Source organism: Pseudomonas sp. Irchel s3a10 (assembly GCF_900187525.1).
In the GTDB taxonomy this organism is placed as follows: Bacteria; Pseudomonadota; Gammaproteobacteria; order Pseudomonadales; family Pseudomonadaceae; genus Aquipseudomonas; species Aquipseudomonas koreensis_G.
The window spans coordinates 890,756-907,581 of the sequence record NZ_FYDR01000001.1; the positions used below are offsets into that span (position 1 = coordinate 890,756).

A 16,826-nucleotide genomic window follows, 5' to 3' on the forward strand; every position below is an offset into this window, starting at 1 on the left:
GTCGGGAAATCTCGGTCAAAATCGGGCGTGTGGCGGTGAACAGTTGTGCGCAAGGAATGATTGCGTCACGCTCCCGCCATCTCATGGTGCTTATGTTCATTACTTGGCGCCGTCGGGACAAACGTAAAATCGACCCGCAATCCATGACTAAAACGAATGAATCCGCGAACGCTTACCCCTTCCATGTCGTTGCTGCTGGCTTTCGAGGCCGCCGCACGCCATGAAAGCTACACCCGCGCCGCCCACGAACTGTCGCTGACGCAGAGCGCGGTCAGCCGTCAGGTGCAGATTCTGGAAAAGATGCTCGGCATGCGCCTGTTCAGCCGCGAAGGCCGGCAAGTGGTGCTCACCGATGTCGGGCGCATGTATCAGCGCGAACTGGCCGAAGCCCTCGGACAGATTCGCAGCGCGACGTTGCAGGCCATGGCGTTCGGCTCGGGCATCCACAGTCTGCGCCTGGCGACGCTGCCGACCTTTGGCTCGAAATGGCTGCTGCCGCGACTCAAGGACTTCTACACCGCGCACCCCGGCATGACCGTGCACTTGCATTCGCGCATCGAAGCGATCGACTTCGACACCAGCGAAATCGATGCGGCGATCTGTGTCGGTGCGGGGGACTGGCCGGGCCTGAGCGCCCTGCCCCTGCACACTGAAGAACTGGTGGTGATTGCCAGTGCGCAATTGTCGTTGGCCGAGCGCGATGAAGCGGAACAGCACATCGCCGGGCAGTTACTGCTCAACGTCAGCAGCAATGCCCAGGCCTGGACGGAATGGTTCACGCATCATGGTCTGCCACACCGCAGCATGCGCATCGGGCCGAGCTTTGAAATGACCTCGCACCTGATTCAGGCGGTGCGAGCGAACATTGGCGTGGGTCTGGTGCCACGGATTCTGGTGGAGGATGAACTGCTTAACGGCGAGCTGCTGCAACTGGGGAAGCCGATCACCAGCCGGCGCAGCTATTACCTGGTGTATCCGCCGCGTAATGAGGCGTTACCGTCACTGAAAGCGTTCAGGGACTGGTTGGTGGATACGCTCTGACCGGTGACCCCACAAATGCCAGACATAACGAAACGCCGCTTGATGAGCGGCGTTCAGTCAATCCCGGTACTGGCGCTTTAGCGGTGGCGGCGCACTTGGCCCTTTGACAAGGGGCTTGGCCAGCAGCTTGCCGTCCGGGCCATAAAAGAGGCGCCTGACGCCAGGCGGCATGGGAGTAGGCTCTTTTGCGCTCATGATGAAACCTCTTCGACAGAACTGAATTCGCCCCACTGAACTTTCGAGGAATCTATCACCAATAGTTCGGCGCCAAAAGGCAACGCCACGCCATCCTCCCCCAGCCAGCCTGGATTCAGCATGATGAACTGTCCTTCCAGAGGGCCTGAAGGCCACTCGACGGGCCAGCCGAACAATCGCCTTTCATCCGTCAAATGCAGCGTTACCAGGCGATTGTGCCGGGCAAAGGTGCTGTACCACTCGCTGGGGTATGAGTTTTTATTCGTTACATTTTTACTTCGTAACCATTTGTGCAGTTTGTCATTCGAGGCCAGAGCACACGACAACAAGCCGAGCCCCATGGAAACCATGAACGCCCACACAGCCTGGGCTTTGCCATCCCACTTTCCGACAGAAAAGCCTTTCGAGCCTACCCATAGACCAATAGCCCCGATCCCCAAAACCACCCCATGAATCACAAACGTGAAAATCAACGCCTGCACAATCTGCCCAAACGTATCAGGCCGCTTGAATGAAGTGAGCGTGTAAAAAATCCAGGTCGAGACAAATCCGGGAATCAGATACTGCAACAACGGAATAACTTCTTTGACCAGATCATCCATGATCCGTGGCTCCTTGAAAGGCATGCCCCTCCGGTTACCGGGCGGCACTCAAAAGCCTAGCGCACAGTGGAAAACGCCTCGTGCCGATCTGTCACAGCGCATTTCGCAAAGCAAAAAAAAGCAGAAACCGTTGATCCGGTTTCTGCTTTTTTTACGGCTGACTTTTGCTGCTGAGACTGGGTTTTACAGGCAGTCACGCACCGATTTGCGCAACGACCCGGACTTGGCCCATGGCGGCCCCTGATACAGGGAAACCCGGCTGCCGTCCTTGTATTTGATGATGTCGAGGATCTCGTCGGCGGTGACGAGGCTCGGCGCCTTGATCCGGTAGCCATTGGAAATGGACGTCTGCGTGGTCTTCGGAACGTCCTGCTGCCACAACGGCAACAAGCACGCGGCATAGTCTTTAGGCGCTTTGGTGGTGGTTTTGCTGAGATTTGGCTCGCCCGGCACCAGCGACGCTGGCAATGAGCAACCCGCCAGCAATGCCAACGCCAAACTCCCGATCCATATCCGCATGGTGTTTCCCTGATCTGAAAAAACGCGAATGTAACGTGTAACCGGGCGTACATCCAGCGCGGCACGTCACCCACAAGGCAGATTGGACAAATATTTACAGGCATGCAGCTCGGTGGCAGACGAGCTGCACATCACCGAAGAAAAATGCGACTACTCTGTTCTACCGAGAATGTTCCGGAGGTGATCATGCGGCTCAATGAATACGAACACGAACTTCAGCGCGACCTGCAAGCCGTTGCATCGGATCTGAGATGGTCGGCGGTCGACCTCAAGCGCATCGCCGAACAGCTGCGCAAGAGCGGCAATGAAGCGGATGCCCAGGCGGTACTCAGGTCCTGCGAGGTGCTGCAAAGTGATGAAGAACGCCTGCAGCTGTATGCCAAGGAAGTGAAGACGCGCTCCATCAGCCGGACAAAGGTCCACTGATACCACCCCCTGCCCTCAACAAAGCCCCGGTAATCACCGGGGCTCTTTCGTTACAATTGCTTCAACTTGCAGTGTGACTTCGCGCTCGCACCGAGCGTTTTCTGTAACCCGGCAACGCAGCGGCATAGGCCAGCGCTTCCTCTCTGCTACCAAACGACGCAAGCCGGTCGCCTTGAGTACAAACCCGCCATGGGCCGCTGTTCACGCTGAGTACGTCGTAGCCGTTCATGTGCATTTTGTTCAAGACCGGAATGCTCATGGGCACCTCCTTTTTGCTGACAATGGATTCAGCTCTGCCTTTTTAACTTACACCCGGATGCCGCAGTTGTGCCGACCGGGTGTCGCCATCGCGAGGCGCCAAGGCTCTGGCACTTTCAGCCACGCCAAACACTCAAAACCCCAAGGGAACCTTTGAATCCGGGCCCGGCTCGAATATTGCAGTTTTATTTCATTTATGTGACAGGCAGTAAACAGGTAACAGATGAAAGTACGCGCCACCGTTATTTGCGAGCAGGATCGACACGTTCTCCTGGTGCGCAAACCCCGCTGCCGCTGGACATTGCCCGGCGGCAAGGTCGAGCCTGGGGAAACCAAAGCCGGGGCGGCGACGCGCGAGCTGCAGGAAGAAACGGCACTGGATGCCGAGCAGATGCTGTATCTGATGGAACTGCACAGCGGCAGCACCCAGCATCATGTCTATGAGGCCTCGGTGCTCGACCTTGAGCAGTTGCGTCCACAAAACGAGATCATCGAATGCATCTGGCACCCGCTGGACGCGGTGCAGAATCTGCCCACCAGCGACGCGACGTTGCGCATCGTGCAGGCGTTTCAGCGGCGCTTGTGAGGGATCAGCCGGCGAATGCCCGGCGCCCGGCGCTCATTTCCGTGCGCAATTCACCGATGAAGTTGGAAATATCGCGGATCGTCACCAGATGTTCCGGCGACACACCATTGAGCAACAACTCGACTCGCCCGGACTGCGGCTCGTACACCTTGATCCGCAGCAGCCCCTGCTCCACTTGTGTGCATTCGCATTCAAGCGACGGAAAGCCGGATTCGACAATCCGGCAGATGTCGGCAATGGCTAGCATGGGCGCACGCCTCGCAGGCGATGAGTCGGTCGACCGATTCAGCATAGATGAGCGATCAATAATCTGCCGCCCCGGCAAGTGCCAACCCGATCACATTTCCAGCGCGGCCTCAGTGGTCGTCATGATCCCAAATCCAGTTCCACATCCCCGGCAACTGCACCGGCTCCGAACTCTGCTGAACCGTGCGCGCCAGCGCCGCTTTCTGCAGCGCCGCGGGATCATCGTAGAAGGGTTTGTCGGCCAGTCTCACGCCCGTGGCGGTGGCGCTGTCGAGCAGGATCTGCAGGTACTCGCGGGTATGCCGTGCGGTGTAGCGGTTGAGATCATGAAAGGTCACCACCACCGGAATCACCCCGTCCACAGTCGGAAATTCGCCGAGGGCAATGCGCTCGCGGACTTCCGATAGCTGGCGCAGCATATTCGCCCGACGTCGGGGACTGGCATTGAAGCCCCAGATCTTGCCGTCGTTCGCGCTCAAGTCAGTCAACAACACGTGCAAGCCATGCTGCTGATAGGCGGCGAAGGTGCGCTTGTCGTAATTCCAGAATGGCGGGCGCAGCAGGATCGGCGCAGCTCCGGTGATCGCGGCGATGTCCGCCGTGCCATTGCTCAACGACTGCTCCAGTGCTTGCGGATCCAGCGAGCGATGGTTGGTGTGCCAATGGGTGGCGGTGTGGAATCCGAGGATGTGCCCTTCGGCATGCTCGCGACGCATGATGCCGCGACCAATGTCACTGTTGCCCGCACGCGGCGCACGGGTCTGGACGAAGAACACCGCTTTGATGTTCGCTTGCACCGGGTTGACCTTGAGGCTGTCGAGCACTGTCGCCGACGGATTCCAGAAACTCGACGCGCTGGGGCCGTCATCGAAGGTCAGCAGAAAACGCACCGGCGCCTGGGCCTTGAGTCGGGTTTCGGTTTGCGCGGTCATCTCGATCGGCGCGGCAATGCAGCCGGCCAGCCCTAACGCGATGGCCGCTGCACAGAGAAGGTTGAACGCGTATTTCATGTTTTGCCTTGCGCCTGACCGTTGCGGCCCTGTTGTCGTCCGGCAAAACTCCCTCGCCCTGATCCATCCCTGCGCCCGGCTTCGCGAGCCAGGTCTGGATAGGGTACACAGGCTTTGGTTCCGGCGCTCGCTCAGTCAGCCAGTGCCTGTTGAAACGAGGTATCGATGACCCCGGCGGTGGCCAGCGGCGCCGGCAGTGCCTTGACCTTGAACAGGAAGTCCGCGGTGCCTTGCAGGTCGGCCGCCGCCTGCTGATCCACCGGCCCGACAGTCATGTGCGCCTGGCGCAACCAGTGCCGTGAAACCTGCTGATCGAGATTGGCTTTCTTCGCCCAAAGATCCGCGTATTCGTCGGTGTGGCTGTCGACCCAGGCCCGCGCCCGCTTCAACCGTCCGAGAAAATCGGCGATCGCTGCACGCTTGCTGTCGATCGACGGCGCCGACGCGGCAATCGCGCTGAGGCCCGGCATCAGGTTTTTCGCGGTGAGAATCGGCCGCGCCCCGGAGAACACGATTTGCTGGGAAATGTACGGTTCCCATACCGGGAAGGCGTCGATGCTGCCCTGTGGCAATGCCGCCGCCGCATCAATCGGCATCAGTTTGACGAAATCGACGTAGTTTTCCGGCAGACCGCCCTGCTCCAGGGCGCGCAAGGTCAACTGCTGGCTCCAGGCGCCGGGCCAGTAGGCGACTTTCTTGCCCTTCAGATCAGCGATGGTTTTCACCGGCGAATCCTTCGGCACCAGCAAGGCGATGGTGTCCGGGTTCTGCCGCGACACCCCGATCAGTTTGACTGGCGCCTGTTTGGCGGCGAGAAACAGAAAACCCGAATCGCCGAGAAAGCCCAGATCCAGCGAGCCGGTCTGCAACGCCTCAGCCAATGGCGCGGCGGCCTGGAAATGCTTCCAGTCGACGCTGTAAGGCGCGTCTTTCAACACGCCGGACGCTTCGATCGAGGCGCGGATGTTGTAGTAGTTCTGATCACCGATGTGCAGGACCAACGGCTCCGTAGCGTAGGCAAACGGAGCGGCGAACAATGCGGTCATCAGTGTGTTGCGGAGCAAACGGGAAAGCTTCATGGAAGGTCCTGCGACGGGATTTTGCATAGACCATAACGCTGTTGATAAACCGATTTTAAATTCGATTAATGCATAAGCTCAGCGCTCGGAATGCTCACTGTCCGCTGCGCAACAGTGCCTTGTCACAATGTTTCCCGAGCAACAGCTGAAAGGCGCTAAAACCGTCGAACCCCCCGTAAACATGGGGCCAAACGTACATGGCACAGAGCCTGCAATATTCCATTCATGCAGGATGCCGTCGATAAAAATATATTTTTTGACATAACAACCAGAGCCTATGCCGGAGCGCCCCATGACATCGTTCTTACCGTTTACCCGCCTCAAAACGCTACTGGTCGCCAGCGCCATGGCGTTGAGCCTGCAACCTCTAGCCCACGCCGCCGAAGCGCCACCTGCGGAAGTCCATCTGGATTACGCCTACTACTCACCCGTGAGTCTGGTGCTCAAACATTTCGGTTTTCTAGAAAAGGCCCTGCCACAAACCAAAGTCAGTTGGGTGCTGAGTCAGGGCAGTAACCGTTCGCTGGAATACCTGAACAGTGGCGGCGTCGATTTCGCTTCCAGCGCCAGCCTCGCTGCCGTGCTGAGCCGGGCCAACGGCAGCCCGATCAAATCGGTTTACGTCTACAGTCGTGCCGAATGGACCGCGCTGGTAGTGCGCAAGGATTCGCCGTACCAGAGCGTCGCCGACCTCAAGGGCAAGAAAATCGCCGCCACCAAAGGCACCGATCCGTACCTGTTCACCCTGCGCAGCCTGCAACAGGCCGGGTTGAAGAAAGACGACGTGGAACTGGTGCACCTGCAACATCCGGACGGTCGCACCGCACTGGAAAAAGGCGATGTCGATGCCTGGGCCGGACTCGATCCGCACATGGCCGCCAGTCAGGTGCAGGCCGGTTCGCGTCTGCTGTATCGCAACCCGGCATTCAACAGCTACGGCGTGGTCAGCGTCACCGAGCAGTACGCCAAGGAGCATCCGCAAACCATCGACACCGTGATCAAAGCCTACGAGCAGGCGCGGGACTGGGCGCTGAAAAATCCCGATGAGTTCGCCGCGTTGCTGGCCAAGGAATCCGGTCTGCCGCTGGACGTGGCCAAACTGCAGTTGTCGCGCACCGACCTGAGCAGTCCGCAACTGACCGCCAACGATGTGCAGGCTTCGAAGGCGGCGGCACCGATTCTGGTCTCCGAGGAACTGGTGCGGCGTGGAGTGAATGTCGATCAAGTCATCGATCAGTTGCTCGACAGCGGAGTGCAGCAAGCCGTCGCCCGCCAGTAATCGACCAGACTCACAGCCCATCCGCGCCCGACGCGGATTCGCTGTGAGCGGAGCCCACTTATGACCACTCGCAGTAACGAACTGCCCGCGCCGCCTCGCAGCTTGTCGAGGCCGCGTCCTTCATCTCTCAACCCGACATGGCGCCGGCGCCTGAAAGGTCTGGCCCTGCCGCTGCTGATCGTGGTCGTCCTGGAATTCATCGTGCGTCTCGGCTGGCTGCCGTCCTATCAAATGCCGGCGCCCAGCGAGATCGCCCTGACCCTCACCGACCTCGCCGAAGGCGCACTTTGGAAACACATCGGCGCCAGCCTGCTGCGGGTGTTGCTCGGTTTTGCGATTGGCGCCAGCCTCGCGCTGGTATTCGCCGCCTGGGTCGGTTTGAGCCGCGAGGCCGAGGCGTATCTGGAACCGACGTTCGCCGCGCTGCGTTCGATTCCGAGTCTGGCCTGGGTGCCGCTGTTGCTGCTGTGGCTGGGCATCGATGAAACCTCGAAGATCGTGCTGATCGCCATCGGTGCGTTCTTTCCGGTGTACGTCAATGTGGTCGCGGCGATTCGCAACATCGATCGCAAACTGGTCGAGGTCGGGCGCATCTATGGCTTCAGCCGCCTGCAACTGGTGCGGCGCATTCTGCTGCCCGCCGCCCTGCCCGGCTTGTTCACCGGGCTGCGCAGCGGCATGAGCCTGGCGTGGATGTTTCTGGTGGCCGCGGAGCTGATCGCCGCGACCAAGGGCCTGGGTTATCTGCTCAGCGACGGCCGCGAAACCTCACGGCCGGACATCGTGCTGGCGGCGATCATCGTGCTCGCCGTGCTCGGCAAACTCAGCGACGGCCTGCTCGCGGTGCTGGAACGCCGTTGGCTGGTCTGGCGCGACACGTTCACCGGTCAGGAGGCGCAGGATTGATTGGCCAGAGCCAACTAAGCTAAAAGCGTCCAACCGGAGATTCGGCGCATGTGCGGAAGACTCTCGCAATACCGCGGCATTCACAACTTTGTCGCGGTGCTGAGCATTCCCGATGCGCTGATCAATCACGTCGGCGACGCCGCGCTGGAACGCTACAACGCGGCGCCGACCACGTCACTCGCGGTGCTCCATCAACATGATCAACGCTTGTATGCCGACAACCTGCGCTGGGGCTGGCGCCCGCACTGGGCCAAGGATCGCGCGGCGCCGATCAACGCGCGCGTGGAGAAAGTCGCCCATGGCCCGTTCTTCCGGGCGATCTGGCGTCATCGGCTGATCGTGCCGGTCGACAACTGGTTCGAATGGGTCGACGGCCCGGACAAAACCCGACAGCCGTGGCTGATCCGTCGTGCCGATCACGGGCCGGTTTTCTGTGCGGCCATCGGACAGTTTCCGACACCCGGCAGTGATGGTCGGGACGACGATGGATTCGTGATCATCACCGCCGACAGCGTCGGGGGCATGCTCGATATTCATGATCGCCGACCGGTGGTCTTTCGTGCGGACCTGGCTGCCGAATGGCTTGATCCGGCAACACCTGTGGAGCGTGCCGAACAGATGCTGCTGTTCGAAGGTGAAGCCAGTGAGGCATTTGCCTGGCACAAAGTTGGCAAAGCCGTCGGCAATTCACGCAATCAGGGTGCCGGGTTGATTGACGAAGTGGCTTAAAGATCCGTGATCTCACGCGTTTACCCTGTAGGAGCTGCCGAAGGCTGCGATCTTTTGATTTTTTAAAAGCAAGATCAAAAGATCGCAGCCTTCGGCAGCTCCTACAGGTGATTACAGGTGACACTCGATCTTTACAGCTGGTGTTTCATCGTTGAAACACCCGGAAAAAAACAGTCGTTTGAGCGAACTAACCGCCTGTCTGACATTTCAACCGTCATACATACATTTAGATGCACTACGGATAGCATGCGCGCCGCATTTCCATTTGGCATACCAGTTGACCAAAGAGTCAGCAAAACCAGGAATCCCCTACAACTTTTACCAAGCCTTGCAGAGAACTAAGTTGCGCGACGATTTTGCAATCAAACAGGCCAACGGCCTGGAGTGTATTTATCTGTCCATGACAGAACGCTTTCAACTCGACTGTTTTATCGGCCACTACATCAAGACCCGAAACCTGCGTTCGGTGCCGGACATCGAACGCGTCTTGCGCACGACCCTCCAGAGCTATCCCGGGCACCCACCGGTGATGGTCAACGAGCTCAATGCGTGGCTCGACAAGACCCTGGGCTATCGGGCTTCACACCCGGACTTCCCGCACCTGGAAGACCTCTGAAAAAAAGAAGCCCCGTTGCTGCGGGGCTTCTTGCAGATGGCTCTCAGAGTTTCACGTCAGGCCCGGTGAGCTCCCTGCCATCGTCGTGCTTCCACGTCTGTTCCTTGCGTTTCTCACGCTCGATTTCTTCTTCGCTGGGCTCGTCTACTTCTTCATCTTCATCCGCACGCTGTTGCTCGGTAGTCATGTGCACCTCGCTTTGTCGCAACTAGTCATCCAACAAGCGTAGAACAGTTTTTTCCCGCCAACTTACAGCCACCAGCGCAACAAAAAGAAAAACGCCATGCTCAGGAGCATGCTGAGCAAGGTATTGCGGGTGTACAGCACCAATCCGATCGCCACCAGCGAACTGAACAAATACGGATTATCCCACTGCAAATTCAGCTGTTTGTCCGGCATGAACACGATCGGCCCGCAGATCGCCGTGAGCATTCCCGGTACGGCAAACCCGAGAAACTGCCGTGCATTGCTGCTCAAGCGCAGCGGCAGGCGCGGTTCGAGAAACACGTAACGGTTGAGGAACACCAGAATCCCCATGCCGAAAATCACTGCCCAGACCATCATGCGCGCCCCCGATATAGCTTGTTGCAGACAAACCCTGCGGTCATCCCGGCCAGCCCCGACAGCACCAGTGCCGAGCCCCACTGCCAATAACTGAACAGCACCGAGCAGAACAGCGACACCGCCACGCAAACCAAGGTCGGCACGTTACGCACCACCGGGGTGATCAACGCGATGAAGGTGGCGGCAATCGAGAAGTCCAGCCCGAGGTGCTCGAGTCCCGGAATGCTGCTGCCCAAGACAATGCCGGCCAGGGTGAACAGGTTCCAGGCGATATAGAACGTCAGGCCGACGCCCAAGGCGTACCAGCGATTGAACTGCTGACGATCATGCTGGCTGGTCAGGGCGAACAGTTCATCGGTGAGCAAAAAGCCCAGGCCGATACGCCAGCGTCCGGGCAGCGGCGAAATCACTGAACGCATGCTCATCCCGTACAACAAATGCTGCGAGGTCAGCAGCAGCGTGGTCAGCAGGATCGAGAAAATCCCGGCACCGCCCTTGAGCATGCCGATCGCCACCAGTTGCGCGGCCCCTGCGAACACGATGCTCGACAGGCCCTGCCCCTGCAACGGCGTGAGATTGGCCTCGATCGCCATGGAGCCGGCCAGCAGCCCCCACGGCGCCGTCGCCAGTGATAAGGGCATGATCGCCGCAGCGCCGCGAAGAAACGCATGGCGCGGCATAAGTGAGTCAGACATAACGCTCTTCAACCGAGGAAACGGTCGCAGACTCTGCCAGCAAATTCCCCTTCGCGGCTTGAACAATCTTGCGCACTTGCACTAAATCGCCGCGCCCGGGGTCCGCTGTCGGCGTACCATGGAGGCCTTCACAACCGCGTCAGGGAGACGACATGCTGTACCGAATCGCAGCCGACGGGCTGGTGCTGTTTCATCTGTGCTTCATTCTGTTCGTGCTGTTCGGCGGGCTGCCGGTGCTCAAATGGCCACGCGTGATGTGGCTGCATCTGCCAGCCGCCGCATGGGGCGTGGCAGTCGAGGTGTTGCACCTGACCTGTCCGCTGACCTACTGGGAAAACCTGATGCGCCACGCCGCCGGGCAGACCGAATACGCCGGCGGCTTCATCGAGCACTACATCTGGCCGATCATCTACCCCGCCGGGCTGACGCCGCAGATCCAGTTGGCGCTGGGCAGCGTGGTGCTGGCGATCAACCTGCTGGTTTATGCACGCCTGATCCGTGCGTGGAAACTGCGCCGCGCCGGCCGTATTCCGTTTTAACGCGCGGCAGGTTTCAAGGTTTGCAGCCAGGCCGGATCCAGGCGTTTCTGGTCGATCTCCAGACCCAACGCCTGCATCCGCGCCTTGTGCGCTTCGACTTCCCGGTGCAATTGCGCGTGATCGCTGGAGTTGCCGTCCAGTTCGTGCATCTGGGTCAGCCCCAGATGATAGAAGCGCAAGACCTTCATCGCCGTCGGATCGTTCTGTTCCACCGCAGCGGTCACCTGATGCATCACGTTGGTCACGCTCATCAGGCTGCGTTTGAGCCGCCAGCTATAGACCGCCGGCGCCATCCACGCCTGCTGCCAGAACTGCCCGCGCAACAGCGCCGCCGTCAGCAGAAACGCGACGAACACCCCACCGACATTGAACCGCAGATTATCGCCGCCGGGCTCGCCGAACAGCGCCACCGCCGCCGTCGACAGTGCCATTGCCAGCACCAGGAACAGCACGGCAATGATCAGCGTGCTGCGGCGCGTCTGCTGGCGAAACGTTGCTGGGTCCATCGGCTGGATCTCGAACATCAGGCATGACTTCCTTGAGCGATAAAAAGGGCAACGGAAAAAACTCGCTGCGCATTATCGCCTCTCTCTGCGATTTAGCTATGCTGGGGGCCCTTTTCATCTTTTCAGCGTCCAACGGGGACATGGCGGTACAGCGCAGATCGTGCCATCTTCATTCATGGATACACACTATTCGGATGCCATTTTCCTTCACTGGAATGACATCGTTTTAAGGATCATTGCATGACCCAACGACACGTAATCAACGCCTCGGTCAGCCCGAAAGGCAGCCTGGAAACCCTTTCTCAACGTGAAGTTCAGCAACTGAGCGAAGCCGGATCCGGCAGCACCTACACCCTCTTCCGCCAGTGCGCCCTGGCCATCCTCAACACCGGCGCGCATGTCGACAATGCCAAGACCATCCTCGAAGCCTACAAGGACTTCGAAATCCGTATTCACCAGCAGGATCGCGGTGTGCGCCTTGAGCTGCTGAACGCCCCGGCCGACGCGTTCGTCGACGGCGAAATGATCGCCAGCACCCGCGAGATGCTGTTCAGCGCCCTGCGTGACATCGTCTACACCGAAAACGAACTCGACAGCCAACGCATCGACCTCAGCACTTCGCAAGGCATCAGCGACTACGTGTTCCACCTGCTGCGCAACGCGCGCACCCTGCGTCCGGGTGTGGAGCCGAAAATCGTCGTGTGCTGGGGCGGTCACTCGATCAACACCGAAGAATACAAATACACCAAGAAAGTCGGCCACGAACTGGGCCTGCGCAGCCTCGACATCTGCACCGGTTGCGGCCCCGGCGTGATGAAAGGCCCGATGAAGGGCGCGACCATCGCCCACGCCAAGCAGCGCATTCACGGCGGGCGCTACCTCGGCCTGACCGAGCCGGGCATCATCGCCGCCGAAGCGCCGAACCCGATCGTCAATGAGCTGGTGATCCTGCCGGACATCGAAAAACGTCTGGAAGCGTTCGTGCGTGTCGGCCACGGCATCATCATCTTCCCGGGCGGCGCCGGTACCGCCGAAGAATTCCTCTATCTGCTGGGCATCCTGATGCACCCGGACAACGCCGGCCTGCCGTTCCCGGTGATCCTGACCGGGCCGAAACATGCCGCGCCGTATCTGGAGCAACTCGACGCGTTCGTCACCGCCACCCTCGGCGATGCGGCGAAGCAGCACTACGAGATCATCATCGACGACCCGGCCGAAGTCGCGCGGCAGATGACCGCCGGCCTCAAAGCGGTGAAGCAGTTCCGCCGCGAGCGCAACGACGCGTTCCACTTCAACTGGCTGCTGAAGATCGACGAAAGCTTCCAGCGCCCGTTCGATCCAACCCACGAAAACATGGCCAACCTCAAGTTGCACCGCGACCAGCCGCCCCACGAACTGGCGGCCAACCTGCGCCGCGCGTTCTCCGGGATCGTCGCCGGCAACGTCAAGGACAAGGGTATTCGCCTGATTGAAGAACACGGGCCGTACCAGATCCGTGGTGACGCGGCGATCATGCAACCGCTCGATGCGCTGCTCAAAGCCTTCGTCGCCCAGCACCGGATGAAACTGCCGGGCGGCGCGGCGTATGTGCCGTGCTATCGCGTGGTGGCGTAACTCTTCCGGCCCCCTAATGTGGGAGCGGGCTTGCTCGCGAAAGCGGTGTGTCAGGCAACGTTGATGTTGACTGACACGGCCTCTTCGCGAGCAAGCCCGCTCCCACAGGATCTGGTGTGTGGCGCGCAGGGTATTTCCAAGCAGAGTCCCCTGCGGGAGCGAACCTGCTCGCGAAAGACCAGCATCAACCTTATCCCACCAATCGCGCCGCCAACGCCTTGGCCTGCAACGCCACATCCGTTACCGCCGTGCTCTCCCACCACATCCCGCGCAACGGTGGCCCCATCGCGAACAGTCGGCCGCCGGCCTGCCCTTCAGCGTCCAGCACCGCACCCTCCACCGTCGCTGCAATACCCAACGCCAACGGCCCCGGCCGCACCAGCCCACGCGCCAGCAACTGCTGCGGCAGCGGTCGCGCGACGCGGCGCCAGTCGTACTCGATGCCACTGGAATTGATCAGCGCCGCACCCTGCACCACACAACTTTCTGCCTCGCCGCGACGCCGAATTCGAATGCTCACACCCTCGCCCGCCAACGGCTCAAGCCCCTGGAACGACGCCGCCTGAATCCGCAACCGCCCCTCGTGGTACAAGCGCTCAACGAACGCCGCACTCAACGGCGGCGACCGGTGATGATGACTCTCCCACCACGGCCGCACATGGCGTACGAATTGTCGACGCTGCAGGTCAGTCGCCTGACTCCACAGGCGTCCGATATGGACCCGCACCGTGTCCAGCGGCGCCTGCCAATCGATGCCCTGAGCGATCGCCTCGCGACAATGCCTGCGCAGCTCGCGCAACAACTGTCGAGGTGTGCGAATGCTCTGATCTTCGGCAAGAAAATCCACCCACGCCGGCGGTTGCCGCCGCACATGGGGCAACAGTCCGTGACGGGAAAACACTTCGATCGGCCCGCGATGCCCGGCCTGCTCCAGTGAAACCACGGCATCGACCATGGTCAGACCGGAGCCGATGATCAGCACGGTCGATTGCGGATCGAGCTGACGCATGGCCGCGACATCCCACGGATCAAGCGCAGCAGTATTCAGACCGCTGGATTCTTTCTGCGGCGTGCGCGCGGCGGGGAACATGCCCGTGGCGAGCACGGCATAGGCGCCGCGCAACCGTCGACCGTCGTTCAAACTCACTTGCACCGAATCGGCCTCGCTTTGCAGATCGACGGCTTCGGCACAGATGTGCTCGACGGTCGAACCGTGCCGCGCACCAACGACTCGCGCCTCGGCCAGGCGCTGCTGCACATACGCGCCAAACAGCCCGCGCGGCGGGAACAGCTCACTGATCGGCACATTCTGCTCGGCAGACTCCGGCCAGCCACCGGCAGCGATGTGCGCGCTCAGCCATTGAGTCAGGTCATCGGGATTATCTGGGTCGACACTCATGCGCGCTGCATTGCCGTTGAGTGTGTGGCCCAGTTCGACGGCGCTGTAGGCTTCGCCACGACCGAGTTCGGCGCGCGGTTCGATGATCAGGATCCGGCGCTGGCCGGGCAGTCGCAGCAATTGCACGGCCAGCATCGTGCCACTGAGGCCACCGCCGATGATCAGGATGTCTGCGCGCTGATGCATTCAAATCACCACATTGCGCACAAAACGCACCGCTACCGGCCCGTCATTGCGATAGCCATGCGGCTGGTTGCTGGCAAACATGAAAAACTCGCCGGTCGCAATGGTATTGGTCACATCCCCCACCGTTAGCGTCAGGCAACCTTCGAACACGTAGATCTGTTCGCTCCAGCCATCGGCGTCGGGTTGCGACGGATAGACCTCGCCCGGCTGCAGGCACCATTCCCACTGTTCGACTTCACGGGTGGCGGTGGCCTTGGACAGCAGCACCGCTTTGCTTCCGGGAATGGAGCCTGCCCATGCTACTTCGTTGATGCGGCTCGGGTCGCGCGCGTCGGGGGCCTGGATCAGGTCGCTGAAGGCCACATCGAGCGCTTCGGCGACGCGGTCGAGGGTGGTCAGGCTGACATTCTTTTCCCCGGCCTCGATCGCCACCAGCATGCGCCGACTGACGCCGGACTTTTCGGCCAGCGCGGTCTGGCTCATGTCAGCGGCGTGGCGCAGGCGCCGGACGTTGTGGCTGACGTGTTGCAGGACGGACGCCCGTTGGCTGGAATCTTTGTGCACTATATTGCTCACTCGGTGGGGTTGGGCAGTATACTGCGCAACGTTGGACGCATTGTGCGTCCTGCCTTTTATAGTGCGCAAGGACATGACGTCAGTGAACAGCTCCCCCACGCCTCTTCGCTTCTCCCGTTTCAGCAAGGCCGAGTGCGTGCTGGTGCTGATCACCATGGTCTGGGGCGGTACGTTCCTGCTGGTGCAACACGCAATGACCGTCAGCGGCCCGATGTTCTTTGTCGGCCTGCGCTTTGCCGCTGCGGCCGCCATTGTCGCGCTGTTCTCCTGGCGCCACTTGCGTGAACTGACCCTGTTCGAGCTCAAGGCCGGATCCTTCATCGGGGTGGCGATCATGCTCGGTTACGGCTTGCAGACGGTTGGTCTGCAAACGATCCCGAGCAGTCAGTCGGCATTCATCACCGCGCTGTACGTGCCCTTCGTGCCGTTGCTGCAATGGCTGGTGCTGGGCCGTCGGCCGGGGTTGATGCCGAGCATTGGCATCATGCTGGCGTTTACCGGTTTGATGTTGTTGTCCGGGCCGTCCGGGGCTGCGCTGAATTTCAGCCCCGGCGAAATCGCCACGCTGATCAGCGCCATCGCGATAGCCGCCGAGATCATTTTGATCAGCACCTATGCCGGTCAAGTCGATGTACGCCGGGTGACCGTGGTGCAACTGGCGGCGACCTCGGTGCTGTCGTTTCTGCTGGTGGTGCCGACCGGTGAAGCGCTTCCGGATTTTTCCTGGACCTTGCTGGTGACCGCACTGGGTCTCGGCGCGGCGAGTGCGGCAATTCAGGTGGCGATGAACTGGGCGCAGAAAAGCGTTTCGCCGACCCGGGCGACCTTGATCTACGCCGGTGAACCGGTGTGGGCCGGGATCGTCGGGCGGATTGCCGGGGAGCGTCTGCCGGCGATTGCCTTGGTGGGGGCAGGGTTGATTGTGGCGGCGGTGATTGTCAGTGAGTTGAAGACCAAGGGTAAGGTTGTCGAAGAAGACGCTGAGCTGGAGCGGGAAACCCAAGGTTAATCCGCAATATTTTTAGTGCCTGAACCGTAGCTATCGCGAGCAGGCTCACTCCTACAATTGAAATGCGTTTCCCCTGTAGGAGTGAGCCTGCTCGCGATGAGGCCATTCCAAGCAATATCCATCTACCTGAAACAATGCCAAACCAAATTTTTCAGACTACTTTGTAGGATTCTGAGACATCCTCGGGTTTGGTAATCAGGGAGCTGGCACGTATGATGCTTCACAAACTTCCGCAGATTAGAAGCC

22 protein-coding genes are annotated in these 16,826 nt (G+C 60.2%); 10 read left to right on the forward strand and 12 right to left on the reverse strand.

Features of this window, described 5'->3' with window-relative positions; translation table 11 throughout:
- Positions 1-156 precede the first annotated feature (156 nt).
- Positions 157-1,041, forward strand: coding sequence for a LysR substrate-binding domain-containing protein (locus tag CKW11_RS03840; protein WP_095136469.1), 885 nt, complete (start codon positions 157-159; stop codon positions 1,039-1,041).
- Between the two features lie 191 nt (positions 1,042-1,232).
- On the opposite strand, the gene CKW11_RS03845 is transcribed toward CKW11_RS03840, so the two are convergent.
- Complete coding sequence (locus CKW11_RS03845; protein WP_095136470.1) at positions 1,233-1,838, reverse strand: DUF6338 family protein; 606 nt, start codon at positions 1,836-1,838, stop codon at positions 1,233-1,235.
- Positions 1,839-2,021: 183 nt separating this feature from the next.
- Positions 2,022-2,357, reverse strand: a complete 336-nt coding sequence (locus tag CKW11_RS03850) for a hypothetical protein (protein WP_047598287.1) — start codon at positions 2,355-2,357, stop codon at positions 2,022-2,024.
- Between the two features lie 186 nt (positions 2,358-2,543).
- Between CKW11_RS03850 and CKW11_RS03855 the strand changes: the two genes are divergently transcribed.
- On the forward strand, positions 2,544-2,783 hold the full coding sequence (locus CKW11_RS03855; protein ID WP_095136471.1) for a hypothetical protein: 240 nt from the start codon (positions 2,544-2,546) through the stop codon (positions 2,781-2,783).
- Between the two features lie 61 nt (positions 2,784-2,844).
- Here the strand turns inward: CKW11_RS03855 and CKW11_RS03860 are convergent, their stop codons facing one another.
- Positions 2,845-3,042 carry a DUF2188 domain-containing protein gene (locus CKW11_RS03860; protein ID WP_095136472.1) on the reverse strand — a complete coding sequence of 66 codons (198 nt, stop codon included), beginning with the start codon at positions 3,040-3,042 and terminating at the stop codon, positions 2,845-2,847.
- A gap of 222 nt (positions 3,043-3,264) precedes the next feature.
- Between CKW11_RS03860 and CKW11_RS03865 the strand changes: the two genes are divergently transcribed.
- Positions 3,265-3,627 carry an NUDIX hydrolase gene (locus tag CKW11_RS03865; protein ID WP_007966809.1) on the forward strand — a complete coding sequence of 121 codons (363 nt, stop codon included), beginning with the start codon at positions 3,265-3,267 and terminating at the stop codon, positions 3,625-3,627.
- Positions 3,628-3,631: 4 nt separating this feature from the next.
- Here the strand turns inward: CKW11_RS03865 and CKW11_RS03870 are convergent, their stop codons facing one another.
- The 3 genes from CKW11_RS03870 to CKW11_RS03880 all read right to left on the reverse strand — a co-directional run bounded on the left by CKW11_RS03870 (position 3,632) and on the right by CKW11_RS03880 (position 5,962).
- On the reverse strand, positions 3,632-3,874 hold the full coding sequence (locus tag CKW11_RS03870; protein ID WP_095136473.1) for a DUF1652 domain-containing protein: 243 nt from the start codon (positions 3,872-3,874) through the stop codon (positions 3,632-3,634).
- Positions 3,875-3,983: 109 nt separating this feature from the next.
- Entirely contained in the window at positions 3,984-4,883 is a 900-nt protein-coding gene (locus CKW11_RS03875) for a polysaccharide deacetylase family protein (protein WP_095136474.1), read from the reverse strand.
- Positions 4,884-5,014: 131 nt separating this feature from the next.
- Entirely contained in the window at positions 5,015-5,962 is a 948-nt protein-coding gene (locus CKW11_RS03880) for an ABC transporter substrate-binding protein (RefSeq protein ID WP_095136475.1), read from the reverse strand.
- A 292-nt stretch (positions 5,963-6,254) separates the two neighbouring features.
- Between CKW11_RS03880 and CKW11_RS03885 the strand changes: the two genes are divergently transcribed.
- From CKW11_RS03885 to CKW11_RS03900, 4 genes are all read left to right on the forward strand, one after another.
- On the forward strand, positions 6,255-7,241 hold the full coding sequence (locus tag CKW11_RS03885; protein ID WP_095136476.1) for an aliphatic sulfonate ABC transporter substrate-binding protein: 987 nt from the start codon (positions 6,255-6,257) through the stop codon (positions 7,239-7,241).
- A 60-nt stretch (positions 7,242-7,301) separates the two neighbouring features.
- On the forward strand, positions 7,302-8,147 hold the full coding sequence (locus CKW11_RS03890) for an ABC transporter permease (RefSeq protein WP_095136477.1): 846 nt from the start codon (positions 7,302-7,304) through the stop codon (positions 8,145-8,147).
- 48 nt (positions 8,148-8,195) lie between these two features.
- Positions 8,196-8,876: an SOS response-associated peptidase gene (locus CKW11_RS03895; protein ID WP_095136478.1), complete on the forward strand. Its 681-nt coding sequence runs from the start codon at positions 8,196-8,198 to the stop codon at positions 8,874-8,876.
- Between the two features lie 343 nt (positions 8,877-9,219).
- Positions 9,220-9,492 carry a hypothetical protein gene (locus CKW11_RS03900; protein ID WP_095136479.1) on the forward strand — a complete coding sequence of 91 codons (273 nt, stop codon included), beginning with the start codon at positions 9,220-9,222 and terminating at the stop codon, positions 9,490-9,492.
- Positions 9,493-9,535: 43 nt separating this feature from the next.
- Here CKW11_RS03900 and CKW11_RS28635 read toward each other — a convergent pair whose 3' ends face one another.
- The 3 genes from CKW11_RS28635 to CKW11_RS03910 all read right to left on the reverse strand — a co-directional run bounded on the left by CKW11_RS28635 (position 9,536) and on the right by CKW11_RS03910 (position 10,751).
- Positions 9,536-9,679, reverse strand: coding sequence for a hypothetical protein (locus CKW11_RS28635; RefSeq protein ID WP_177439969.1), 144 nt, complete (start codon positions 9,677-9,679; stop codon positions 9,536-9,538).
- Positions 9,680-9,741: 62 nt separating this feature from the next.
- Positions 9,742-10,053 (reverse strand): AzlD domain-containing protein, encoded by a 312-nt coding sequence (locus tag CKW11_RS03905; protein WP_095136480.1) that lies wholly within the window; start codon positions 10,051-10,053, stop codon positions 9,742-9,744.
- Complete coding sequence (locus CKW11_RS03910) at positions 10,053-10,751, reverse strand: AzlC family ABC transporter permease (RefSeq protein WP_095136481.1); 699 nt, start codon at positions 10,749-10,751, stop codon at positions 10,053-10,055. Before CKW11_RS03910 ends, CKW11_RS03905 begins: the two co-directional genes overlap by 1 nt.
- Positions 10,752-10,903: 152 nt before the next feature.
- Between CKW11_RS03910 and CKW11_RS03915 the strand changes: the two genes are divergently transcribed.
- Positions 10,904-11,290 (forward strand): DUF2784 domain-containing protein, encoded by a 387-nt coding sequence (locus CKW11_RS03915; RefSeq protein ID WP_095136482.1) that lies wholly within the window; start codon positions 10,904-10,906, stop codon positions 11,288-11,290.
- Here the strand turns inward: CKW11_RS03915 and CKW11_RS03920 are convergent.
- Complete coding sequence (locus tag CKW11_RS03920) at positions 11,287-11,814, reverse strand: DUF3087 domain-containing protein (RefSeq protein WP_095136483.1); 528 nt, start codon at positions 11,812-11,814, stop codon at positions 11,287-11,289. The genes CKW11_RS03915 and CKW11_RS03920 overlap by 4 nt on opposite strands.
- A gap of 222 nt (positions 11,815-12,036) precedes the next feature.
- On the opposite strand from CKW11_RS03920, the gene ppnN reads away from it, so the two are divergent.
- Positions 12,037-13,410, forward strand: a complete 1,374-nt coding sequence (ppnN, locus tag CKW11_RS03925) for a nucleotide 5'-monophosphate nucleosidase PpnN (RefSeq protein ID WP_027612974.1) — start codon at positions 12,037-12,039, stop codon at positions 13,408-13,410.
- A gap of 190 nt (positions 13,411-13,600) precedes the next feature.
- On the opposite strand, the gene CKW11_RS03930 is transcribed toward ppnN, so the two are convergent.
- Positions 13,601-14,995, reverse strand: coding sequence for an FAD/NAD(P)-binding protein (locus CKW11_RS03930; RefSeq protein ID WP_095136484.1), 1,395 nt, complete (start codon positions 14,993-14,995; stop codon positions 13,601-13,603).
- A complete protein-coding gene (locus tag CKW11_RS03935) occupies positions 14,996-15,559 on the reverse strand; it encodes a helix-turn-helix domain-containing protein (RefSeq protein WP_095136485.1) in 564 nt (187 codons plus the stop codon).
- Between the two features lie 85 nt (positions 15,560-15,644).
- On the opposite strand from CKW11_RS03935, the gene CKW11_RS03940 reads away from it, so the two are divergent.
- Positions 15,645-16,580, forward strand: coding sequence for a DMT family transporter (locus CKW11_RS03940; RefSeq protein ID WP_095136486.1), 936 nt, complete (start codon positions 15,645-15,647; stop codon positions 16,578-16,580).
- Positions 16,581-16,826 lie beyond the last annotated feature (246 nt).